Raw genomic sequence first — 24839 nt, forward strand, 5'->3', positions numbered from 1 at the left:
TAATGTTTTTAATTAATATTATGTGCATTACTAAGCGGACTACGTTATCTTTTATCTTCGTTATTGGTATTTTGACGTGTAACAATAATTTTACTTTTTAGCGAGTTATAGAGAGACGAGATGAAAACAGAGTTTTCACAGATCCCATTTAAAAAAGGGAATATTTTTTCATTCTCTGGAAGAGTCTTTCTTCTATTGTTACTGGCTTCCGTGTTATTGACGTTTGGGTTAGGTAAATATTTTACGGATACCACAGAAAACCGCATGATGGCGAACATTCGCGTGCTCGCAATGAGCCAAGCAAAAATGATCGCTTCATTGGATGGCATCGTCAGTTCTGTAAAAGATAAAGATATTCCTAAGCTAAAAGTTATTGCCGATAAGCTCAATCAAGATTCCAGCTATGACTATGTCGTTATTGGCGATGAACATTCCGTTCGTTTATATCATCCGAATAGTGAAAAGATTGGCTACCCAATGCAATGGAATAAACCGGGGGCGCTAGAAAATGGCGAAAGCTATTTTATTAAAGGCGAAGGCTCCATGGGGAATGCGGTACGTGCAAAAACGCCTATCTTTGATGAGAACGGTAAAGTCATTGGCGTTGTTTCCATCGGTTATCTCACTACCAAAATAGATACCTCATTAGCGGAGGTATTTGTACAAACGTCCGCAACATTTTTAGGGGTGTTGGTGATTTTGTTATTTCTCTCTTGGGCATTCGCCCGATTAATTCAGCGGCAAATGCTCGGCATGGAACCCGAAGAAATAACCCAATTAGTGTTGGTGCAAAAGGGGATTTTTGATGCGGTGTTTGAAGGCATTATTGCCGTTGACCGTTATGGGAAAATTATCAATATCAACCATAATGCCAGAAAAATGTTAGCGCTGAGTGAGTCGGCAAAACAGTTAATCGGTAAACCGATTTCTGACTATGTTTCTCCTGCAGGCTTTTTCACGAAAGAAATTGCGAAAAATCATCATGATATAGTTTGCGAATTCAATGGGTTGAATGTGATAGCTAGCCGAGTTGCTATTATGGATGGTGAGTTGCTGGGGGGCGCGGTGATCAGCTTCCGTAGCCAAAATGATATTGAATCCTTAAATGCGCAGCTTTCTCAAGTTCGCCAATATGTGGATAATTTGCGTACATTGCGCCACGAACACTTAAATTGGATTTCTACATTAAGCGGCCTGCTGCAAATGAAAGAGTACGACCAAGCCTTAGCGCTAATTAAGGGGGAGTCGGAATCTCGGCAGCAATTAATAGATTCCCTGCGAGAACAATTTGCAGATAAACAAGTGGCCGGATTGTTATTTGGTAAATATCACCGTGCGCGAGAACTGGGGCTGCAGCTTATTTTTGTGCCAGGTTGCCAACTCCGTGAATTACCTAACTCATTAAATAGCACGGAACTCTGTGCTGTATTAGGAAATTTATTAGATAATGCCTTCGAAGCCAGCTTAAAGAACGAAGCGGGTAATAAACAGGTAGAATTGTATATCTCAGATGAAAATAATGAGATTGTGATTGAAGTTGCTGATCAAGGATGTGGTTTTCCCCTTGAGCTGCAAGATAAATGGTTTGAACGCGGAACAACAACAAAAACGGATGCTGTCGATGGACATGGGATAGGGCTATTTTTGGTGGCTTCCTATGTTAATCGATGTAATGGGGCGGTGATCATTGAAGATAATCAACCGTATGGTACTGTATTCTCTATTTTTATACCGAAAGTGAAGACGCAAAATGGCTAAGATAAAAATCCTCATTGTCGAAGATGAACTGCTCCTTGCGGAGATGCACGCGGAGTACATTAAAGCTTATCCTGCTTGTGACAAAGTCTGGCTTGCGGGCAATCTTGCAGAAGCAAGAAAAATGATTGAGTACATGAAGCCTGACTTGATTTTGTTGGATAACTATTTACCTGACGGGAAAGGGATTGATTTAGTTCATGAACTGCTTCAGGAACGCAATGGTGCGGATATTGTGTTTACCACCGCCGCCAGTGATATGGAGACAGTCTCTGAGGCTATTCGCCTCGGTGTATTTGATTATTTGGTTAAGCCGATAGCGTATGAGCGTTTAGGGCAAACGCTAGATCGCTATATTCAGCGTAAAGCGGTTTTGCAGGGCGCCAATAAAACCAATCAAAGTCAGATTGATGATATGTTTAATACTTATGCCCGCGGTGAGAGTAAGGAAGAGCTACCGACGGGAATTGATGCCATTACGCTTGATAAAGTGCTCGCGTTATTTGCGGTACCCGATGCGGAATATACGGCAGAGACGATTGCAGAAACGATAAAATTAAGCCGCACTACTGCCCGCCGTTATTTAGAGTATTGTTTAGCCCAACGTAAGATTGAAGCAGAAATTGAATATGGCAAAGTCGGGCGCCCCCAGCGGATATATCGGGGTAGTCATTAGTTGCTGAAGGTAGACGATTGAAGTCTGCGTGAAGATGTTTGCGCCAATGTCCCAAAAGGTTGTTATGAACGTACTGATCCTTGGCGCTCGTGCGCCGGCCTGTCTCGAATGGGCGCGAGCGTTTAATGAGGCAGGATGGACTGTCAGTGTCGGTGATTCGCTCAGTCAGCCGCTGAGCCGCTTTAGTTGCTCCGTGCAACATTATGTCCGCCTGCCGGAACCTCGACAGAACCCGACTGCTTGGGTTGAAGCCCTTGCGACGGCGATCGAAAATCAACATATCGACCTGCTACTGCCCACTTGCGAAGAAGTATTTTACTTGGCTTATGGCCTTGAACGATTGCAGCCGTTGTGTCGGATATTAACCAGTGATTTCCCAATGCTGCATCGTTTGCATCATAAAGGGGATTTTGCAGCCATGACGAATGGCTGGCCTGTCGCTGCCCCTGAAACCCATTTACTGACCGATAATCAAGCATTGCTCGCATTCGCGGATGATGCTGCAAATTGGGTGTTCAAACCCGCGTATTCACGCTTTGCCTCACAAACTTTGATCCGCCCGCCAGCCCAACAACTAAATAACGTGCAGCCCACTCAAAGCGAGCCTTGGGTTGCACAGCGATTTATCGAAGGGCAGGAATTTTGCAGTTTTAGTGTTTTAGTTGACGGTGAGTTGCGCGCCCACAGCTGTTATCACCCGCACTACCGAGTGGGTCGCGGTTCTGGGATCTATTTCCAGCCAAGTACACCGGAATCTGTACGCCAATTTCTTGAGCATTTTGGACGAGAGACAGGTTATAACGGGCAAGTAGGGTTCGACTTTATCGAAGATAAAAATGGTTGTTTCCATGTGCTGGAATGCAACCCGAGGGCGACCAGCGGTGTGCATTTGTTCGACAATCAACGACAGTTATTAGTGAATAGCTTGAGTCATTCACTTAAGCAGGTTCTTGAGCCAACATTAGAGCCTCGAATGATCGCATTGGCGATGTTGTTATTTGCTGCGCCACGACGTGCTCTGAGCCCGACGTTCTGGCGTGATTATACTGTCGCTCGCGATGTTATCGTGCAAAAAGGTGACTGGTGGCCGTTAATAGCACAAGTCGGGAGTCTCACGGAAATCGTTGCTCGGGCGGCATCTCGACGCTGTGGGTTATTAACGGCGTCCACGGCAGATATCGAATGGAACGGCCAGCCGCTAGACGAGCGTACACCATGAAATTATTGTTCGAAGATCAAATTATGAGTGAGAGCGCCAGCCCGAATGACAGCTTGGCTCGGCGCTATGTCCGCGCTTGTACCAGTGAGTGTTTGATTGGCAATGTGAGCACGAAAATGGCGTTGCTCGATACGGGAACGCAGCAATTTCCGGTCAGTATCACGGACGGCAACGAACCTGACGACAACTGCTATGTGGTATCTCCTCAAACAGCCTACAGTGGTTACGCCCGTGAAGAAATCAAGCGCCTCGGACGCCCCTATCTGACTTGGCCGTTGAAGCTGCTGACTCAAGCCGTTGAGTGCCTGCTAAATGTGGGAAAGATCAACAAATTGGTGCAGGTAAACAACTGGTTGCTATCGACCAATCTTTATCCTAATGATTGGGATGTCACTGAATTGCCAGCGATTACTGCGCTGCTGAAACAAAACTTTCCTGAGCATGGCATTGGCTTTCGTTCGCTCAATGATTTTAGTAATCGTAAGTTACGCCAATGCCTGCAAAGCCATGGTTACCTGAGTATTCCTAGCCGGCAAGTCTATTTATTTGATGGTCGAGCAGGGGAGCAAGCGCCGTTTCTCAAACACCATAATACTCGGCTGGATGCCACTTTATTACGACGCAGCCGGTATGCCGTCGTACTCGGTAACGAATTGAGTGATGACGATTTCAAAAGAATAGAGCATCTTTATAACCTGCTTTATTTGGATAAATATTGTACGTTGAATCCCCATTATAGTGCGCAATGGATGCAGCGGGGACAACGTGAGGGGTGGCTAGAAATTCGCGCTTTACGTAATGCAGAAGGGCGTATTGACGGCGCGTTGGGTTGGTTTTCATTTTCCACTGTGATCAGTACGCCAATAGTGGGCTATGACACCGCGTTGCCCCAAAGGCTTGGATTGTATCGACAATTGACCCGTCTGTGCCTGCAAGAAGCGGCTGAGCGTCGTCAGGTGCTGAATTTTAGCTCTGGTGCGGCTGAATTCAAACGCTTACGAGGCGGTAAACCGCAGATCGAATACAGCTTGGTCTACATCGCCCATTTATCTTGGGGACGACGCCTTGTATGGAAGGTGCTGAGTTTTCTGTTACATGGTATTGGTGTACCGATGATGAGGAAGCTAAAACTGTGAAGTCGTTTGAACATCAATGGTGGCCTGTGGTTATCAGTGACACGTTGCGAAACCAACCTGTGGCGTGCCAGTTACATGACACGCCGCTGGTGTTATTTCGCGACAGTGACGGGCGTGCTGCTGCGCTACCCGATCGTTGTCCGCACCGCTTTGCACCATTGAGCGCGGGTAAAGTATGTGATGGGCAGATTGAATGTCCTTATCATGGCTGGCGGTTTTCCGCCGACGGGCGATGTACCCGAGTGCCCGGTACCGACCTTGCGGCGGGAAGTAAGCCGTTGCTCGAGAGTTTTCCTTGTTGTGAAGCTCACGGGCTAGTTTGGGTTAGCCTTAGCACTGAGCGCCCGCAGATCCCACCAGCTGCGCCCTCCGATAGTTTGCAGAGAGTCGATACATTTTGGATCACGGATGACGTGCAGTGCTCGCTGCAAGATGCCGCAGAGAATTTTCTCGACGGTTTTCACACGCATTTTGTTCACTCTGGCTGGATCCGTCACGATAGGCAACGGCAACAAATTAGTGCCCGAGTTCATCCACTGACAGATGGCGTCGAAGCGGTGTACAGCGAAGAGGGTAAACAGTCAGGGTGTATTTCACGACTGTTTGAGCGTGAGCGTGGAATCAGTATGGGGCGCTTTCGTCTGCCGTGTCTGGCAGAAATTGAGTACCGCGACCGCAGTGACGAGCTCAATCTGCTGGTTAGCGCTTGGCTAGTCCCTTGTGGAAATGACCAGTTACGCTTGTTTGCACGGATTGCCACTCGACGCGGCAAGCTTCCGGCAGTCATCAAACGTTATGTCTTAAGCAAGTTATTCCGCGTGATCCTCCGTCAAGACCGCCAAATATTGGAGAAAGTCAGTGCCAATAAAGTGCGTTTTCAAGGAGCCTTACCGACACCGCTGGATGGCGAGCAAGATCTACTCGGTCCTAGTATTCGCCAATTACTTGCAGATGGTGAGCCACTGATGTTTGAGGAGAAGGAGTTCTATTTTCGGCTTTAAGTCGCTGCGAGGAATATTGCCCAGCTTTCCGGTTTAACTCGCCAAGCCATTGCTTTACTTAAAGACGGCTCTCGTGGCAAAGGGGATTTCCCTTGTCCTATCCAGCGTATTAGTGGCCAGTCACCACTTTGGGATTGGTCAGAAGTGGCCAAATGGTTGAATGATAGTGGTCGTCTTGATAGTAAAGGCGTTCAGGCTCGAGAGCAGTTGGTGAGTAACGCACACACATTGAGCAAGTGGAATCTTGCGTTGAGAATGAGGGCATTTGGAAATATTAAAGAAATAGAATCCATCGCGTATTCACTTATTTCATAATGTTTTATCTTTGAGGACGTTACGATGACCACTTTTTATCAACTGACAGCAACAAGCCTTGGCGGGCAGCGCATGTCTATGGCGGACTACGCGGGTAAGGTAGTTTTAGTTGTAAATACAGCCAGCCATTGTGGCTTTACACCGCAATATGAAGGTCTTGAAGCACTCTACAAAAAATATACAGATCAGGGTTTGGTCGTGCTGGGTTTCCCCTGCAATCAATTTGGGAAACAGGAACCCGGCGGTGCAGAGGAAATTGGGCAGACCTGTTACATTAATTACGGTGTGAGTTTTCCGATGTTCGAGAAAATAGACGTCAATGGAAGCGCAGCGCACCCAGTATTTCGTTATCTGAAGAGTGAGCTACCGGGGCTGCTGGGCGGTCGAGTTATGTGGAACTTCACTAAATTCCTGATTGGACGTGATGGTAAGCCAATTAAGCGCTTTGCACCGTTCACGACCCCTGAAAAAATGGAAGCGGAGATTGTTGCGGCACTGGAAATTTAAGCGCTCGGTACTTTGAGTTATTTCATGCAGATAATCTTAGGGCTATTTCCCTTTCCCTGCATTCTGCAACTCATTTTCCATAATCATCACTTTCTTCTGGGCGCGCTCGTCGCCTTGTTTAGCTGCAAGTCGATACCAATATAAGGCTTTCGCATCATCTTGCGGTACGCCCATTCCATACTGATAACACGCTCCGCTGGCATACTGAGCATCACGGCTGCGCTGGTTGGCGGCCTTGATAAACCACTGGCAAGCTTTAGCTTGGTCGGCAGTGATACCATCACCTCGTGCGTAAATTAACGCTAAATTAAACTGGGCGGAAACTTCCCCTTGCTGAGCGGCGAGGGTGAGCCACTTAATGGCGGAAACGGTATCGCGTTTGGTGCCTTGACCTGCCAAGTAGAGCATACCGAGGCTATTTTGTGCGGGGGAAAATCCTAACTCCGCAGAGCGCGTAAAATACTGAAACGCCGCGGTGTAATTGATTTTGTCATACATTCCCGTTGCTGCTTGATAACCTAATAAATAGAGCGCTTGCGGCTGATTTTTTTCAGCTAGAGCGAGGTAGATTTGATTGGCTTTTTGAGGGTCTTCATCTCCGACGACACCTTTTTCATACCAATAAGCTAAAGTTAGCTGCGCTGCGGGCAACTGTTGTGCTGCGGCTTTTTCTAGCCAGCTTAATGCTTGTTGTGGATTTTTCTCCAATAGGTTTGGGATGCCCTCTAAGGTATATTCTGCCATATTCATTTGGCCAATAGGGTCACCAGCATTGGCTGCCGCTTCCATCCAATGCAGCATCTCTTTGGGATTTTTACCAATGCCAGCCCCTTGCTGGTACATCAACGCTAGGTTGATTTGTGCTTTGGTAAAATGTTGGCTAGCGGATAGTTTATACCAGTACACCGCTTTATCGAGCTGACCATGAGACTGATAAAACATGGCTAAATTAAACTGAGCTTCCGCTTGCCCGCTATCGGCTAATTGTGTGAGCGTTTTTTCATCCACGACTGAAGAGGGTGCAACAGGAGCCACCGTTTTTGCATGACTCAAATTAATGAATAATGAGCAAAGGATGATGAGGGGGAGAGTAAACTGTTTCACTGAGCTTCCTTGGGATGAATTTTAGCCATTTATTCCTAAAGGGTAGGTTAACGGGTTGCAGCCAGCGACGCAATTGCCATTCTTGCTATTCTTAAAATTATTTTTATACATTAAATGATTATAAATCATGATGTTATAAAAAAGATTAAAAATAATTAAAAAAAAGATGAACCTTTTGAGGCTATCAAGGGTCTTAATTACATATATATCACTGTTTGCTTGTGTAAACATTCATATATTTACCCTCAACATTCATTTCTTTACATGAAGTAATGCAATAATGCATCTATGTCGTGTAGTTTGAATTAGTAGTACGATCCTTAATAGAATGCATTATGCCCAGTTTTAGTCGCTGGGCTTTTTTTTGCATAAAATACGACTCTTCCTACAAATACCCCTTTATTTTTATCTCACTCCGTTATTTTGTTCGATAAATAAACAAGCAGTAGTGACGTCAATAAATAATCACCTATCTAAATTCATTTTCTATTCAGTTTTTATTACCACCAAGACGAAATATCCTCAGGGTGCTGCGCGGTATGTTTGTGGTGTTTATAGGGTGTTACTCTGCGAGTAAAATGATTAAAGATAGAACAATATGCTTAACATATAGTGAACAAGTGATTATTTAATGGGCGATAATAATTTCATGATTTTTTAAAAAATTGAAGTTAATCACGACATGCATCTATAAGTATGGTAATTAATGCTGGCTAATTTATTAGTTTTGGTGCATAAATAGCATATATTGCTTAACTGATTATTCTGTTTGGCTTGGCATATATTCGCTGTAATGCTGAATAAATAATCAAATATGCTTTAACTCATTGAATTTTATGTTCGCGATTCATAAACAATATTTACACACAGTTTTGTTTGTTTTGAGGTCAGGGATTGATACTCCTCCTACCAAAAGTGAATCTTCTAAAGCTTGAATTCTTGAGACCATAACAATGCGAGGGTGCAGACAGCGTCCCGTGGTTTTTTTTGCATACGTACAGGTTGTATTAGAGGTAACTTGTGTCCACAACAAATAACAAAGAGGAAGTCAGTCTTAACGCGTTTAAGCAACCTCGTTCATTCTATCTCATCTTTTCTATCGAACTCTGGGAACGTTTTGGTTACTACGGTCTTCAGGGGATCCTCCCAATCTATCTCAGCCAAGTGCTTGGCATGTCGGAAGCGGAATCTATTACGTTATTCGCGGCATTCTCTGCACTGGTTTATGGCTTCGTTGCCATCGGTGGTTGGTTAGGGGATAAAGTTTTAGGGACTAAGCGTGCGATTGTCCTTGGTACGGTAGTGCTGATTGTCGGTTATGCGTTCGTTGCGTACTCTGGGCATGATGTGTCGATGGTTTACCTCGGACTTGCTACCATCGCGGTAGGTAATGGTCTGTTTAAAGCGAACCCATCATCATTATTATCTACCTGTTATGACAAAAATGACCCACGTTTGGACGGTGCATTCACTATGTACTATATGGCCGTTAACATTGGTTCATTCTTCTCAATGCTGGCAACGCCATGGTTAGCGAAACATTACGGCTGGGATGTTGCATTCTCCCTCAGCGTAGTGGGCCTGATCATCACCTTAATTAACTTCTACATGTGCAAAAAATGGGTCGCAGATCACGGTTCAAAACCTGACTTCGCGCCTGTTGTTATCTCCAAATTACTGATGACTATCGTCGGTGTGGTTGCACTCATTGCGATTTCAAACTGGTTACTGCACAACTTAGGCATTGCGCGTGCGGCACTGGCGGTGATCTCTCTGGGTATTTTAGTTATCTTTATCAAAGAGATGATGGCACTCAAAGGTATTGCTCGTCGCCGTATGGCAGTCGCGTTGATCCTGATGCTCGAAGCGATTGTTTTCTTCGTACTGTATAGCCAAATGCCAACCTCACTGAACTTCTTCGCACTGCATAACGTGGAGCATGAAGTTTTCGGTTTCGCGATTGAGCCTGCTCAGTATCAAGCCTTAAACCCATTATGGATCATGATTGGTAGCCCAATTTTGGCGGCAATCTATAACAAAATGGGCGATAACTTACCGATGCCACATAAATTCGCTATCGGGATGTTACTGTGTTCTGCGGCGTTCTTAGTGCTGCCATTAGGAGCAAAATTCGCGAACGAAGCGGGTATTGTTTCTGTTCAATGGTTAGTTATCTGCTACGGTTTCCAAAGTATCGGTGAGCTGATGATTTCAGGTCTGGGTCTGGCGATGGTGGCACAGTTAGTTCCACAACGTCTGATGGGCTTTATCATGGGCGCATGGTTCTTAACTAACTCTGCTGCGGCATTTATCGCGGGTTATGTTGCTTCTATGGCGGCTGCACCTCAAGGCGAAATCACCAGCAAAGTTGAATCACTGGCTGTCTACAGTGATGTCTTTATGAAGATTGGTCTGGTAACGGGTGCAATTGCTATTGTGATGGTATTTACCGCGCCGTTATTAAACCGTATGACGCAAGAACAGCATTAATTTGTTCTGTCAGTGATAAAATTGAAAAGGGCGATAAAAATATCGCCCTTTTTTAATGCATGATTATTCAAAGCATCCGCTATTTAAAATACCGATTACTAATTAACTTCATGGAGCGGTTATGGCCGTTGACTAAAATGGTGCTCGCGCTGCGGCTATGCAGATCATTCGAGATACCATTCATCAGTACTGTTGGGGTGATAGCAGTTGCCGAGAAAATTACATCGGACGTATTCACCATCATATCCAATGTTAAAATCTCTCCAATTTCGATACCCATCTGCTGGCAACGAATCGCTTCTTGCGCCGCTAACAGTTTATTTTGTTCGGTGTCTTCTTTGGCCTTATTACGAGGAACAAGGCGCGCTTGCATGTCTCCACCTAATGCGCGGGCAATGGCTGCACTAATGATGCCTTCTGGCGCACCACCGATACCATACATCATATCAATAGGGTGCTCTGGTAAGATTGTTAGCAGTGATGCAAGAACATCGCCGTCAGGAATGGTGATGACGTTGGCGCCAAAGTTACGGATGGTTTTAATAATATGCTGGTGGCGAGGTTTATCGAGAATGGCAATGTTAAGCATGGAAATTGGCTTATCCAATGCCGCAGAGAGAAACTCGAGGTTTTTCTCTAATGGATTTTTTAGGTGAACGGCATCTTTTGCTGCTGCGCCGACGACCATTTTTTCCATATACATATCGGGGGCTTGCAGCAATGTTCCTGTTGGTGCGGCCGCTAAAACGGCAATGGCATTGTGCTCATTACATGCCACCATTCGGGTGCCATCAATGGGGTCGACCGCGATATCTAAATGATGTTCACTAGATTGCTTGCCGACTTGCTCACCAATATACAGCATTGGCGCTTCGTCAATTTCTCCTTCGCCAATTACGATTTTTCCATGAAAATCAATTTCATTGAGTCGATTTCGCATGGCTTCAACCGCAGCGTTATCCGCTGCATTCTTATCTTGTTTCCCTACCCATTCAAACGCGGCAATGGCGGCAACTTCCGTCACTGACGCGATAGCAGATGCGAGTTCATCGCTAATTTTCATTTTGGTGTTATTCCTAGGGCTAAAAAATTATCGCGCCTATGATACGATTTTTGTGATCAACTTGGTAATTTTTTGGCGAATAAAACGGCGTTTTATTGAGGTTAAAGCGGAAGGTTAAGGGATGGAAAGGGCGGAGCGAACTCCGCCTGTTGACATATCAAAGACGCATTACAGCATTTCGACGATGGTGATCCCGCCAATAATTGAAATCAATGCCGCAATGGTACTGAGTAATACGGTTCCCGCAGAGGTTTCAGTATAGGCTTTATTACTGATAGCTAACGCAGGTACCGCCGTTGCCGTCGGTAACACACCGATAATAAATGCCGCTTTTAATAAATCACTTTGTAACCCTAATGCGAGGCCAGTTCCAAGAATAAGCGCCGCCTGTACAAAGTTTTTCACAAAAACGTTAAAGATAATTTCTTTATTGATTGTGAGTTTAATACCGGAAAGTAATAAACCGAGGAAGAAGAGGGCCACACCACCTGCTGTTTTCCCGAGTTCATTGACTGAGTTTTGTAGGATTTCAGGTAGTTTTACGCCACAAATTGCCAGAATTGCCCCTAAAACAGGCAGGAAAACTAATGGCTGAATGACGGCTTTACCAACAGACTTCAGAATACTATTGCCATTCGCTGATCCGCTGATCATTAATAAGGTAAATGGAATGATGATGATGGTATAGATTAAGTTACCGAGAACCATGGCAATTAAACCGGATGAACCGACAGTTGCCAGTAAAACTGGTGGCCCACAGTACGCCATATCTGGGAATGAAACAGACAATGCTTGCATCGCAGCATCGGTTTTATTGTGACGGAAAAATACTTTACCGACCACAAAACCAATGACATAGGATGCAATTAACCCGACTGCTAGTGCTATCAAGTAATCCACATTCAGTAAAACTGAAGGAGGGGCTTGAACGGCAGCAAGGAATAATGCAAATGGTAAGGCGATTTTGACAACAAAGTCGGCAAACGCTTGCGAATATTCCCGTTTCACGAAGCCATATTTACCCGATAACCACCCTACGGCAAGACCGAGTACGATGGGACTTAGGGCTTCAAGTATTATGTGTAATAACATAGGTATTCCTTTGCGTTATTTAGGACAATACATATTTTTTAAATATATCGATAAAAGACAGTCGTTATTTATTAAATAACTTATTGGTGAATTTGTCTATAAATTAATAACATAATCACACGAAAATACACCTATTATCTGCATATTTTTCCTAATAAATAAAAAGTATCAAAAATGGATTATTGAAATTAATAAGTTATTAATAAAGTAATAGGGGATTCAGTGGTGAGAAAAATAATTATTTGAAAATGTGTTTTTCTGGTCTAAAAAATATTAAAAATGTACTATCATTTTATGATAGTTAAATAATAAGATGATAGAATAGATTAATCCGTGAATACTCTTAAAAAGAGTTATTTTGTAACAGTTTGTTACCCACTGTTGGCAATTTAGTTATTCGTCTCTAAACTAGGACGATTATTGAATAATGTCGATTGATACTGTGTATTCTAAGATCCTGTTAACTAATCTTGGGTTACTGGCATTGGATTAAAGAAGGAAACCTATTTGTGGATACATGGATACTCCTAGGGCTCATTTTAATTGCGTTTGTGATAGTTGCCCCTGTGCTAGCTATCATTGCGATTAATCGTACTGGTCGAATGCAATACCAAATTAATCAGTTGAACCAAAAGGTTGCCTCGTTAGAAGCCGAAATAGCTCGTGATAACGGCCTTCAGCCTGTTCACTCTATTGACATGGATGAAGAAAATCCAGTATCCCATCAAGGTGATATCCAACATCATAAGTATCAAGTGGATACACTTGAAATTGCAATCCAAGATCTTCAACACCAAGCACCTCAAATTATGCCGCAGCCAGCGGCAGTGTCCAGTGACAAACAAGTTAATGCAGTTAACCCGATAGCCGTTAATCCAAATCGTTTTGATAAGCCAAAGCCAAGTCAGGCGACATCATCTCAGAATAAAACAGATGATAAATCCATTTTTGCCCATTTCTTCACGTGGCTAGTGACAGGTAATCCGCTGGCGAAGATAGGAATTTTATTATTATTTTTAGGTGTTGCCTATTTACTGAATTACAGCGTACAAAATGAGATTATTTCGCCTGAGCTAAGGCTTGTCTTCAGCGCTGCGGGTTGTTTAGTTTTACTAGGTACAGGTTGGTGGTTACGCACGAAGAAAGCGTTATTTGGCCTGATATTACAAGGCGGCGCTATTGGCTGCTTGTACATTACTGTTTTTGCCGCTTTCAAGTTATACACCATGATCCCCTATGGGTTTGCATTTGCGGCGATGCTAATTATCTGTTGTGCAAGTATTGGGTTGGCATTATTACAGCGTACGATTAGCTTAGCAATTTTAGCGTCGTTAGGGGGTTATTTAGCGCCAATATTACTGTCCACTGGGGGCGGTAGCCATATTGTTTTATTCTCCTATTACTTAATGTTATCGATAGGGATTTTAGTCATCAGTTTCTGGCAAGCATGGCGCCCGTTAAATCTAGTCGGCATGTTTATGACTTATGGCGTGGCAATATTATGGGGAATGGACAATTATCATTATGATTATTATCTATCATGCCAGCTATTTATTATTGCTAACTTGATTGTATTCAACGCATTAACTCAGTTATTCGCCTTACGTTTCGAACATAATAAACAGCTCGTTGTTGATAACACGCTATTATTTTTCCCTCCATTAATGAGTATTGCCTTGCAATTTGCTATTTCGGATGGCATCGGATTATTGCCAGCATTTATTTCTCTACTTATTGGCTTACTGTATCTCATTGCCAGCTTACGACTTCATAAACGCTTTAATGCTGCGGGTAAGAATATGGCTCTAGGTAATATCATTATTGGGGCTAGCTTCGTAACGTTGGCAGTACCGCTTGCCTTGTCATTTGGATGGACGACGATTGTTTGGTCATTACAAGGTTTCGCTATGCTGTGGTTTGCCCTCAATCAAGGGCATAAAAAATTAGCGTTGCTCTCGTCATTGCTTATTGCGGTTAGCGCTTTAATCATATTAAGCGACTATCCATATTACTATTGGAGCGATAATGTTATTTACATGCTGCCGAGCCTGATAGCCGCTTGTTTCTGTGCTGGCGGGTTATTTCATGTGCGCCAGAAAGATGCGAGCTATTTTACCGCGCTCAGTTATGCATTTTTGCTCCTTGGGTTATTAGTTTGGTTTGCCTGGGTGCCTGAATTTACTGATATGCTGTCATGGAACAGTGAAACGGAAAGCTTAATTATTTTGGCTGTGGTGCTGATCTCAGCATGGTGCTGGCGTCTTGGTGGTCAAAAAATCAATTGGATACCATTAGTTTTATGCCAGTTCTCATTATGGGCAGTGGCTTACTATTACTTAACATTAGATTTTATTTATGCAGAAAATCCGATGGGGCGTGGGGAAGGCTCGCTGATTTGGCCTGTGATCTTGGGAAGTTCAGTTCTGTATGTGATGCACGCTTATCGTACCCAAAACTTGTATATTCGACGTGGAATGCACGTTGCCAACCTATGGTTAATTATTGGTTTTTGTGCGACGCAAGTTAACTGGTTTGTGGCTAACCTTCCGTGGGGAATGCACGAACTGGGTTACTTCATCTACATTATGTCGATAACCTTAGTGGTATTGATTCTCTACTGGTTGCAACATAACAAATTTGTACCAATGCGCCGTAAAGGCTTGTTGTATTGGTATAGTCTATTACCACTTATGGCAGTGCTGGCGGTGCTTTCATATTGGTCAAATTTTGAAGATGGCAAACTCACGTTTTGGAGTTACGTCCCATTAGTTAACCCGCTAGATGAAGCGGGACTGTTTAGCATTGCAGCGCTGTTATTGATGCGCAAAGGTTTTATCGAGAAGCTAAGAAAAATAACGCCTATTGAAATTGGGGTAGTGAAAGGTTTAATGGTGGTGATCATTGGATTAGCTATCTTCTGGTATAACGGCATCATTCTTCGTACGACAGCTGATTTCGCGAATATTCCTTGGAATGAGAATATCTTATTTGATTCGCGTCTCGTTCAAACGGTTCTTTCCATTAGCTGGGCCATAGCCGCACTATTCTGCATGGTGATTGCGGCCGTGAAGAAAAGTCGAACATGGTGGTTTGGTGGTGCAGCGATTTTCGCTTGTGTGATTGCAAAACTATTTCTTATTGATGTGTATGGGCAGGATGGTATTTCCCGTGCGGTCTCCTTTATTGCCGTGGCGGTGTTGATCTTGGTTGTGGGTTATTTCTCCCCATTACCACCAAAGCATAAAACGGACATTGAGGTACAGGATAAATAGAGATGAACTGCATGAAAATAGCCGTGAAAAACATAACAACATTATGTGCATGGGGTGCTCTCTTTTCCTCAATATGCTTATTATCGTTTGGAAGCTATGCTAGCGATTCTAAAGCCAATGACCTTAGTGCTAATGATTCTAAGCAAGCAAGCCCCTACGATTTTTATCAAGGAGAAGAGCTTACCACTCCGGATAGAAGCAGCCCGTTCTACTGGTTAGAGTTACCCGCAGCTGCCTATATGGGATCTGCGTATCCAGATACGCTGCAAGATATTCGTATTTTCAATGGAACAGGGAATGAAATTCCAACGGCGTTATTTTTCGATACCAATAAATCTGTTGCGACGACCAATGTTAAATTTAATTTTCAACGCTTAGTCACTCGTGCAGATAATGTGAACCCTAACGATGATGCTCAATTTGATAGCCAATATATACTGGTGGAAGCTGAGCCAGGTAAAACAACCCGTATTGAATTGCCGAATTTACAACGAAAAGATAAAACCAATTATCAGGCCTATTTACTGACGCGTGATCAACTCAAAGACAGCGGGGTTTTATCAACTTTAGATTTAGGTTGGGCTCAGAATAATCAGGACTGGCAAGCCAAAGTTTTTGTTTATTACAGTACTGATAAGAAAAACTGGGTAAATATAGCGTCGAATCAACCTGTCATGAGCCTGAAATTAGACTCAGGCGTTGTGGCGAGTAATACCATTGAATTATTAAGAGGGGAAAGTACTGGCCCCGTCGCGCCATACTTGATGTTAGTAACAGTTAGCGCGCCAGAGCATGAAATTCCACTTCTTCAGTCTGTGACTGGATTGCAGTATGTGATGAACTCTTTCCATCGTCAGGAATCTTTCCTCTTTGAAGTGACGAACGATGGTATCACGCGAGAGCAAGTGATTTATCGCTTGCCAACACCGCAACCATTGAATGAAATCAGCATTAAGCTACAACAATCAAATCGCGTGGTACCGCTGAAAATAGAATATATTGCCAATAGTGATGAGGAATGGAAATTGTTGGCGAATGTGATGGTTTTCAACCAAATCAATGATGGTGATAAAGCGAGTAATCCGAATTTAATGATCCACGATAAGCAAATTAAAGGACTCAGAATCACTGCATTAAAAGGCAGCTGGGATGAGTTGCCACCTACGATTTATGGGTTGCGTGATGCCGTGAATTTGATTGTTAATATACAAGGAGCTTCGCCTTATTTGCTTGTGTGGGGAAATAAACAAGCCACCTTAGATAATGTTAACTACACTCAACTTATTGGTAAGAATGAAAGTGTTGAAAACGTGATGGAGGATTTCCCTGAAATCACAACGACAGGTAAAGTATTGGAATTAGGTGGTGTGGAGAAAAGAACCCAAGATAAGCCCGTGGAAGAAGGCTTAGATTGGATGACTATCGCATTATGGGTGTTACTTGTTGTCGGCATTTTCGCGCTGCTTTATTTCTGCTGGTATCTTTTCAAAGAGGTTGGGTCATCAAATAAATCCAACTCAGACGATCTTTAATTAAAAAAGGAACCTTAGGTTCCTTTTTTTGAATCTAGCTGCATCAATAGAGGACTGGATCATGCCTAAAGGACAATGTTTATGTGGGTCAGTTAAACTGACTATCAATCACCCTATCGATACCGTTCATGTTTGCCATTGTGGCATGTGCCTAAAATGGAATGGCGGTCCCGGAATGACCATCGGCTATGAAGGTGAGCCTGAAATTGAAGGTAACGAGTTCATTACCCGTTTTGCTTCATCGGAATGGGCTGAAAGGGCTTTCTGTAAGCAGTGTGGTACTCATCTATTTTATCATTTACATTCGCCGTCAACGTATTACATTTCAGCCCCGCTATTTGAAGAAAGCAAAAATGCTAAAATGGGAACACAAATTTATATTGATTGTAAGCCTAGCTATTATAATTTTGTTGAAAAGACGCCAATGCTAACTGAGCAAGATATATTAAACTTGTTCGCCAATAAATCCTAAATGCCAATCTTATAGCAGGTATTATTACCTGCTATTTATCTTAAGGTAATCTAAACATTCATTTGTAATGTCAGCGTCAAAAATTTCAATTATAATTAAGTTATTCTATTTTGTTTTTTTACATAATGTTGAAAGGTTATGCTTAATCTAAGGTAAATGGAAAAAGTAAATTATCTATTTTAAACGTAGAGAGAGTAACCCGAGGAATGATTAATGAATAATATGAAAGGAATGCGCCATGCGAGTAATATCGCTTGGGTATTACAATGGGTTCTTAACGCAGGTTTAATTGTGCTTGCTGGGGTGCTGGTTTTCTTCTTGGCAAAAGAAACATTTACGATGGCATCGTTGATGTTTGGAGGGGATCAAGAGGCTAAAGCGTATGAGCTTTTAGAAGGAATTGTCATTTATTTTCTGTATTTTGAGTTTATTGCTTTGATTATAAAGTACTTTATGTCAGGTTATCATTTTCCATTACGCTATTTTATCTACATTGGTATCACGGCCATTATTCGCCTCATTATTGTTGACCACAGTGATCCGATGACTACGCTGCTGCATGCTGGTGCTATTTTAGTTTTAGTTATTGCTCTTTTTATTGCTAATACTGAAAAACTAAAACGAGAATAATAATCTTTAGATTAATTTATCAATCACGCTAAAGGGAATAATAATCATTTCTTTTAGCGTGAGCTTAAATAAATAAAAAAATGACTTAAGCAATATAAAGCGAGAGTAAACATAAGCTAAAATAAAATTTCAGGTAGTTGGATTTAGAATAAAACTAATAATATAAGCATTATTAACTAGAATGATTGTCTGCTTTTCATTCTGTTAAAATAAAGTAAGAAAGTGTTTTACTTTTCTAAATGGGTTATTTACTGTGATGAAGTTTCTATTCTAATAACATAAGTAACTTGCAACTATGACAACTAAAACACTACCTCAGAAAAAGGGTTTTTTAAATCGTGTTGAGCGCATCGGTAACGTTATGCCAGATGTGACAATGCTATTTGTTTACGCCCTAGTAATATGTTGGTTTTTATCCTATCTACTCTCATTTGTAGATTTCAGTTATCACCATCCTATTTCTAAAGAAAAAATTTCCGTTATTAATATGTTTCAGTATGAAGAAATCATATTATTTGTGACATCAGCGGTTAAAAATTTTATTAATTTCCCTCCTCTCGGAATAACAATTGTTGCCACCTTAGGTATTGGGATTGCAGAAAGTAGCGGCTTTATTAATACAGCGCTGAAAAAAATGCTTTCTTTTATTTCACCTAAAATGTTGACTCCAACCGTTGTGTTCGTCGGGATCGTTTCTCACGTTGCTTCTGACTCAGCCTACGTTATTTTGATGCCAGTCGCGGCAATGATGTTCTATGCTAGTGGTCGCCATCCTTTAGCGGGTATTGCAGCGGCATTTGCCGGTTTAGCGGGTGGATTCACTGCAAGTTATACGCCATCGATTATTGACCCAATCATGCAGAGCTTTACGCAAGATGCCGCGCAAATGTTAGCGCCAGGCTACAGTGTCAACGTGCTGTGTAACTATTTCTTTAGCTTGGGCGGAACCTTCGGCGTTATTTTTACTTGTTGGTTTATCACCGAAAAAATCGTTGAGCCGTGGTTAAATAAAAACGCGCCAATCACCAAATCTGACGTTGATACGGATGCTGAGCAAGATTTAGGTAAAATCACACCACAAGAGCATCGCGCATTTCGTGTTGCTGGGTTAATGGTGATTGCATTAGGCGTAGGGTTATTTGCGCTGTTATGGCCTGAAAATTCACCACTACGTGGTCCAGACGGCAGCTTAACCAGCCCTAAAGCCCCGATCATGCAGATTGTTGTGCCATTATTGTTCATCTTCTTTGCACTACCGGGCATTGTGTTCGGTTATATGACCAAATCTTTCACCTCGACCAAAGATGTGGTTAAGGCGATGGAAAATATTACCAAATCACTGATCCCATTTATTGTGTTTGCTTTCTTTGCGGCGCAATTCCTGTATTCGTTCCAACACTCTAACTTAGGGACATTATTAGCCTTATCGGGTGCGGAATTACTGCGAACTTTAGATATGCCATCGGGAATGACGGTATTTGGGGTGATTTTATTAACTGCCGTGTTAAATATCATGATCACGTCAGCGACCTCAAAATGGGCGATTATGGCACCAGTTTTAGTGCCAATGTTAATGGCAGTCGGAATTTCGCCAGAATTAACTCAAGCAGCATTCCGTGTAAGTGACTCTGCGATGAACGTGAGTACACCAATGTTCCCGTTCTATCCGCTGATTTTAATGTATTGCCAAAAATATTATAAAAATGCAGGTATCGGAACCTTATGTTCCATGATGATCCCATTCACCATCGGTTTATTAATTACCTTAACAGCAACACTGTATCTGTTCTGGGCATTCGATATTCCAATCGGTTTTGACAGCGGTTATACATGGCAGCCTGTACAATAAGTAAAAGGTATGAGAAATGAAAGAATTAGGTAAGAAGTTAGAAGAACGTTTTTATCGTTATGTGGCCATTGAAAGCCAAAGTGATGCAGCGAGCTCTGTTGTACCGAGCACAGAAGGTCAGCGCGAACTGGCAAATCTTCTGGCAAAAGAGTTAGAAAGCTACGGCTTGAAAGAGGTGTATGTTGATGAACATGCCATTTTATATGGAATGCGTCCAGGTAATAAACCGAATGCCCCTAAAATCGGGTTTGTGGCTCACTTAGATACTGTCGATGTAGGTTTATCTCCGGTGATCAAGCCACAAACATTAAGGTATGAAGGTGCTGATTTATGCCTGAATGCGCAGGAAGATGTGTGGTTTAAAACCGCTGAACACCCAGAAGCTACAGCTTATGTGGGTGATGAAATTATTTTCAGTGACGGAACCAGTGTTTTGGGGGCGGATGATAAAGCGGCCATTACGGTTGTCATGGAGCTGATGGATAAGCTGCAAAATGCAGACTTTGACTGTGGCGATATCTATGTGGCGTTTGTGCCAGATGAAGAAATTGGTCTTCGTGGCTCCAAAATCATGGATCTTTCTCGTTTCAAAGTGGATTTTGCTTACACCATCGATTGCTGTGCACTCGGTGAAGTGGTTTTTGAAACCTTTAATGCGGCTTCTATTGAAGTGGAAATTAAGGGGATCACGGCTCACCCAATGTCAGCGAAAAACGTATTGTTAAACCCAATTCGTGTGGCACATGATTTTATTGGTTGTTTCGATCGTTTTGATACGCCGGAACACACTGAACACCGTGAAGGCTATTTCTATATTACAGATCTAGCCGCAAACCCGAACGAAGCGAAAATCAAAATGGCGATCCGTGATTTTGACCGCCCAAGTTTTGAAGCCCGTAAGCGTTTCATTGCTGAAAGTATTGAACTGATTCGCACTCGTCATCCACGCGCGAAAGTGGAGTTCAAAATTGATGATGTGTATAGCAATATCAGCGATTCCATCGGTGAAGATCGTACTGCGGTAGATATTATTCTCGAAGCGTTAAAAATTCATCATATCGAGCCAAACATCATTCCAATGCGTGGGGGCACTGATGGTTCAGCGCTGTCTGCTCGCGGAATTGTGACGCCAAACTATTTTACGGGTGCGCATAACTTCCATTCTCGCTTTGAGTTTTTACCAATAACTTCATTCGAGAAGAGTTATTTAGTGTCTGAAACGATTTGCCGCCTTGTTGGGCAAAAGTAGTTCACACCTGATTTAGCTTTAGTTCGTTAAATGAAAGAGTATTAAAACAGATAGCTGCTAATTATTTAGCGGCTATTTTTTTGAAATTAACTTATTCAAGTTTTAAATATTACTTAATGAATTATTACTGGAACAATAGTTTTAAATTTTGATTTAAAAAGAAGATATGACTTATTGATTTTTTCATTTATTATCCTCCCATTATGGCTGCAAGTAATAGGAGAGGTATTTGATTAATATAATAATTATTGATGATAGTAATATTTCGATTCGAGGTATTGAAGCGATACTCACTCGAAATACTCGCTATAAAGTTGTCGCAACGTTTCCTTCTTTAGACCCCGTGATCACGTGGAACCGACAAAATAAAGCAAATATTATTTTGATTAATCGGGAACATTGCCATTTTGATTCATTAAAAACTTTCACGACAATCCGCCGTACTCAACCTGATGTTGGGCTCATTATCTTCAATATTCGTCATAATGATATGTTTGTTGTGAAAGCGTTGGATATTGGCGTTTTTGGCATATTGAGCGCCAGTATTGCAGAAGAAGAGCTTATTGAGGCTCTGCAGATAGTGAATGCGCGTCAACGAATTATCTCTCCTGACATTGCTCAACAGCTAGCTTTACAAAGATTAAATCAACGTGAACAGTTAGATATATATGAATTGCTTTCCGCAAGAGAGCTTGAAATTATGCTCATGATCACAAGAGGGCTTCCGGTTAAGCATATTGCGGAGTCATTATCTTTAAGCCCAAAAACGGTAAATACCTATCGATATCGAATGTTTGGTAAACTTAATATCTGTAGTGATGTAGAATTAACACATATAGCAATCGGTTATGGTTTAATCACCGCAAAACAGGGTTCATCAGGGTGGAACAACAGTTTGATCCAAAAGTTTTCTTAAAAACAGTCACAAACCAACCCGGCGTTTATCGTATGTATGACGCTGGGGGAACCGTGATTTATGTCGGGAAAGCGAAAGATCTAAAAAAAAGGTTATCGAGCTATTTCCGTGAGAATGTCGGTAGCCGCAAAACAGAGCAACTCGTCAAGCATATCGCCTCTATCGATGTGACGGTAACCCATACCGAAACTGAGGCGCTACTGCTAGAACATAATTATATAAAGTTGTATCAGCCTCGTTATAACGTATTGCTACGCGATGATAAATCTTATCCCTATATTTTTCTGAGTAGCGAAACACATCCCAGAATTTCCAGTCACCGTGGCGCGAAACACGGGAAAGGGGAATATTTCGGTCCGTTCCCAAGTTCTTATGCGGTGCGTGAAACGTTGGCGGTGATGCAAAAACTGTTTCCCATCCGCCAGTGTGAAGATAGCGTTTACAGAAACCGTTCAAGACCTTGTTTACAGTACCAAATTGGTCGCTGTTTAGGACCGTGCGTGAAAGGACTCGTGACGGATGAAGAATATGACCAGCAAGTCAACTATGTGCGTCTGTTCTTAACGGGTAAGGATAAGCAAGTTTTGACTGGGTTGGTCGAGCGCATGGAAAAAGCGAGCCAAGAGCTGCGCTTTGAAGATGCCGCGCGTTTTCGTGACCAAATTCAAGCCGTGCGTGCGGTCACAGAAGAGCAATATGTGTCAGGCGGTGATGATGACCTCGACGTTATCGGAGTCGCATTTGATTCCGGTTTGGCTTGCGTTCATGTTCTATTTATTCGCCAAGGAAAGGTTTTGGGCAGTCGAAGCTACTATCCAAAAATTCCGGTGGGGACTTTATTAGAAGAAGTGGTTCAAACCTTCTTAGGGCAGTTCTATTTACAAGGTAGTGAAAACCGCACATTGCCAGGGGAAATATTAATTGATTTCCCATTGACGGAAAAAGAGTTGCTGGCGGAATCATTGTCTGGGATTGCGGGTCGTAAAATTAATATTCAAAGCCAGCCACGAGGCACCCGAGCCCGTTACTTAAAATTGGCACGAACCAATGCTTCTATTGCGCTATCTACCAAACTGGCGCAACAATCGACGATCCAACAACGCATGGCTGCGCTGTCAAAAGTCGTGAATATAGAGAATATTTCCCGCATGGAGTGTTTCGATATTTCTCACACGATGGGCGAGCAAACCGTGGCTTCCTGCGTGGTGTTTGATAAAACGGGTCCCGTGAAGTCAGAGTATCGCCGATACAATATTACGGGGATCACGCCTGGGGATGACTATGCAGCAATGCACCAAGTGCTAACTCGGCGTTATGGTAAACATCTGGATGAGAGCAAAGTTCCCGATATTATCTTTATTGATGGTGGTAAAGGGCAGCTGGGGCAAGCGCGGGATGTCTTTGATTCCCTTGAGGTCGATTGGGATAAAAACCATCCTTTATTAATTGGGGTTGCTAAAGGTAGCGACCGTAAAGCAGGGTTGGAAACGCTGTTTTTAAAACCTGAAGGTGAAGGTTTTGCGCTTCCCCCTGATTCGCCGGCATTGCATGTCATCCAGCATATTCGTGATGAGTCGCATAACCATGCGATTACGGGGCATCGCCAGCGCCGTGCGAAAGTGAAAAATACCAGTGCACTTGAATCTATCGAAGGCGTAGGGCCAAAACGTCGCCAAATGTTATTGAAGTATATGGGGGGGTTACAACCTTTGCGTAATGCGAGCATAGAAGAGATCGCAAAAGTGCCCTCGATCTCATACGCGCTGGCAGAAAAGATTTATAATGCATTGAAACAGTAGGTATCTTAGGGCAACATACTAAGGTATCCGTCTTGGACAAAGAGTTAGTGAGCGCGATGAAATTAAATATACCAACGTGGTTGACCTTATTCCGTGTCATCCTGATACCGTTTTTCGTATTAGCATTTTATCTTCCTGTCAGTTGGGGACCTTTCGCTTGTGCGCTGATCTTCGTGATTGCCGCTGTAACGGATTGGTTCGACGGATTTTTAGCGCGTCTATGGAAGCAAACGACTAAATTTGGTGCTTTCCTCGATCCTGTTGCCGACAAGGTTATGGTTGCAACCGCTTTAGTCTTAGTGACTGAAAGTTACGATGTTTGGTATGTCACTTTACCTGCAGCAACCATGATTGCTCGTGAAATCATTATCTCTTCACTCAGAGAGTGGATGGCAGAAATTGGTAAACGTAGCAGTGTGGCAGTTTCTTGGATCGGTAAGTTCAAAACTACCGCGCAAATGATGTCGCTGGTGGGCTTATTATGGCGTCCAAATCCGCTGATCGAACATCTGTCTATCGCTCTTTTATATGTGGCTGCAATTCTGACTTTCTGGTCAATGTTCCAATATTTAAAGGCTGCGTGGGGCGATTTGAGCGAAGCGTGATCGAAATGATTGAAAAAACAGCGAACGATCCAATTATTTCAATAATTGTATTGACTCGATAGGTGAAATCAGTAGAATGCAACGCATCGAACGGCAACGTGGTTTACGAAAATAAATAAGTAAATCAGCCAGTTTGAGAGCAGAAACTGAAAAGTGA

19 protein-coding genes are annotated in these 24839 nt (G+C 42.8%); 16 read left to right on the forward strand and 3 right to left on the reverse strand.

Going from position 1 to position 24839, the window contains the following annotated elements; all coding sequences use genetic code 11:
* Positions 1 to 120 precede the first annotated feature (120 nt).
* From dpiB to GKR48_RS13895, 6 genes are all read left to right on the forward strand, one after another.
* Positions 121 to 1758, forward strand: coding sequence for a sensor histidine kinase DpiB (gene dpiB / locus GKR48_RS13870; protein WP_154628500.1), 1638 nt, complete (start codon positions 121 to 123; stop codon positions 1756 to 1758).
* Positions 1751 to 2431, forward strand: a complete 681-nt coding sequence (dpiA, locus tag GKR48_RS13875; protein WP_154628501.1) for a two-component response regulator DpiA — start codon at positions 1751 to 1753, stop codon at positions 2429 to 2431. Before dpiB ends, dpiA begins: the two co-directional genes overlap by 8 nt.
* Positions 2432 to 2477: 46 nt before the next feature.
* Positions 2478 to 3650 carry an ATP-grasp domain-containing protein gene (locus tag GKR48_RS18205; RefSeq protein ID WP_230088681.1) on the forward strand — a complete coding sequence of 391 codons (1173 nt, stop codon included), beginning with the start codon at positions 2478 to 2480 and terminating at the stop codon, positions 3648 to 3650.
* On the forward strand, positions 3647 to 4786 hold the full coding sequence (locus GKR48_RS13885) for a hypothetical protein (RefSeq protein WP_154628502.1): 1140 nt from the start codon (positions 3647 to 3649) through the stop codon (positions 4784 to 4786). Before GKR48_RS18205 ends, GKR48_RS13885 begins: the two co-directional genes overlap by 4 nt.
* Entirely contained in the window at positions 4783 to 5787 is a 1005-nt protein-coding gene (locus GKR48_RS13890; protein WP_195848256.1) for a Rieske 2Fe-2S domain-containing protein, read from the forward strand. Before GKR48_RS13885 ends, GKR48_RS13890 begins: the two co-directional genes overlap by 4 nt.
* 339 nt (positions 5788 to 6126) lie before the next feature.
* Positions 6127 to 6609 carry a glutathione peroxidase gene (locus GKR48_RS13895; protein WP_154628504.1) on the forward strand — a complete coding sequence of 161 codons (483 nt, stop codon included), beginning with the start codon at positions 6127 to 6129 and terminating at the stop codon, positions 6607 to 6609.
* A 42-nt stretch (positions 6610 to 6651) separates the two neighbouring features.
* Here the strand turns inward: GKR48_RS13895 and GKR48_RS13900 are convergent, their stop codons facing one another.
* Complete coding sequence (locus tag GKR48_RS13900) at positions 6652 to 7713, reverse strand: tetratricopeptide repeat protein (RefSeq protein WP_272689572.1); 1062 nt, start codon at positions 7711 to 7713, stop codon at positions 6652 to 6654.
* Positions 7714 to 8733: 1020 nt separating this feature from the next.
* On the opposite strand from GKR48_RS13900, the gene dtpA reads away from it, so the two are divergent.
* Complete coding sequence (dtpA, locus tag GKR48_RS13905; RefSeq protein WP_336431169.1) at positions 8734 to 10203, forward strand: dipeptide/tripeptide permease DtpA; 1470 nt, start codon at positions 8734 to 8736, stop codon at positions 10201 to 10203.
* A gap of 79 nt (positions 10204 to 10282) precedes the next feature.
* Here dtpA and glpX read toward each other — a convergent pair whose 3' ends face one another.
* The gene (gene glpX, locus GKR48_RS13910) at positions 10283 to 11260 is read right to left on the reverse strand and encodes a class II fructose-bisphosphatase (protein WP_336431172.1); all 978 of its coding nucleotides are present in this window, start codon (positions 11258 to 11260) and stop codon (positions 10283 to 10285) included.
* A 174-nt stretch (positions 11261 to 11434) separates the two neighbouring features.
* Entirely contained in the window at positions 11435 to 12358 is a 924-nt protein-coding gene (locus tag GKR48_RS13915; protein ID WP_154628506.1) for an AEC family transporter, read from the reverse strand.
* 509 nt (positions 12359 to 12867) lie between these two features.
* On the opposite strand from GKR48_RS13915, the gene GKR48_RS13920 reads away from it, so the two are divergent.
* The 9 genes from GKR48_RS13920 (at position 12868) to pgsA (ending at position 24682) form a co-directional block, all read left to right on the forward strand.
* Positions 12868 to 15630: a DUF2339 domain-containing protein gene (locus tag GKR48_RS13920; protein ID WP_336431170.1), complete on the forward strand. Its 2763-nt coding sequence runs from the start codon at positions 12868 to 12870 to the stop codon at positions 15628 to 15630.
* Positions 15631 to 15632: 2 nt separating this feature from the next.
* Positions 15633 to 17162, forward strand: coding sequence for a DUF3999 family protein (locus GKR48_RS13925; protein WP_230088682.1), 1530 nt, complete (start codon positions 15633 to 15635; stop codon positions 17160 to 17162).
* A 61-nt stretch (positions 17163 to 17223) separates the two neighbouring features.
* The gene (locus GKR48_RS13930; RefSeq protein ID WP_154628508.1) at positions 17224 to 17634 is read left to right on the forward strand and encodes a GFA family protein; all 411 of its coding nucleotides are present in this window, start codon (positions 17224 to 17226) and stop codon (positions 17632 to 17634) included.
* A 222-nt stretch (positions 17635 to 17856) separates the two neighbouring features.
* A complete protein-coding gene (gene psiE / locus GKR48_RS13935) occupies positions 17857 to 18264 on the forward strand; it encodes a phosphate-starvation-inducible protein PsiE (RefSeq protein ID WP_442959385.1) in 408 nt (135 codons plus the stop codon).
* A gap of 295 nt (positions 18265 to 18559) precedes the next feature.
* Positions 18560 to 20113 (forward strand): AbgT family transporter, encoded by a 1554-nt coding sequence (locus tag GKR48_RS13940; protein WP_154628510.1) that lies wholly within the window; start codon positions 18560 to 18562, stop codon positions 20111 to 20113.
* Between the two features lie 16 nt (positions 20114 to 20129).
* The gene (gene pepT, locus GKR48_RS13945; protein ID WP_154628511.1) at positions 20130 to 21362 is read left to right on the forward strand and encodes a peptidase T; all 1233 of its coding nucleotides are present in this window, start codon (positions 20130 to 20132) and stop codon (positions 21360 to 21362) included.
* Positions 21363 to 21591: 229 nt separating this feature from the next.
* Positions 21592 to 22278, forward strand: a complete 687-nt coding sequence (locus GKR48_RS13950; RefSeq protein WP_154628512.1) for a LuxR C-terminal-related transcriptional regulator — start codon at positions 21592 to 21594, stop codon at positions 22276 to 22278.
* Complete coding sequence (gene uvrC / locus GKR48_RS13955; protein ID WP_336431171.1) at positions 22245 to 24077, forward strand: excinuclease ABC subunit UvrC; 1833 nt, start codon at positions 22245 to 22247, stop codon at positions 24075 to 24077. The genes GKR48_RS13950 and uvrC overlap by 34 nt, the downstream gene beginning before the upstream one ends.
* Before the next feature lie 56 nt (positions 24078 to 24133).
* The gene (gene pgsA, locus GKR48_RS13960; protein WP_006657588.1) at positions 24134 to 24682 is read left to right on the forward strand and encodes a CDP-diacylglycerol--glycerol-3-phosphate 3-phosphatidyltransferase; all 549 of its coding nucleotides are present in this window, start codon (positions 24134 to 24136) and stop codon (positions 24680 to 24682) included.
* Positions 24683 to 24839 lie beyond the last annotated feature (157 nt).

The organism is Providencia sp. wls1943, assembly GCF_009706275.1.
GTDB lineage: Bacteria > Pseudomonadota > Gammaproteobacteria > Enterobacterales > Enterobacteriaceae > Providencia > Providencia zhijiangensis.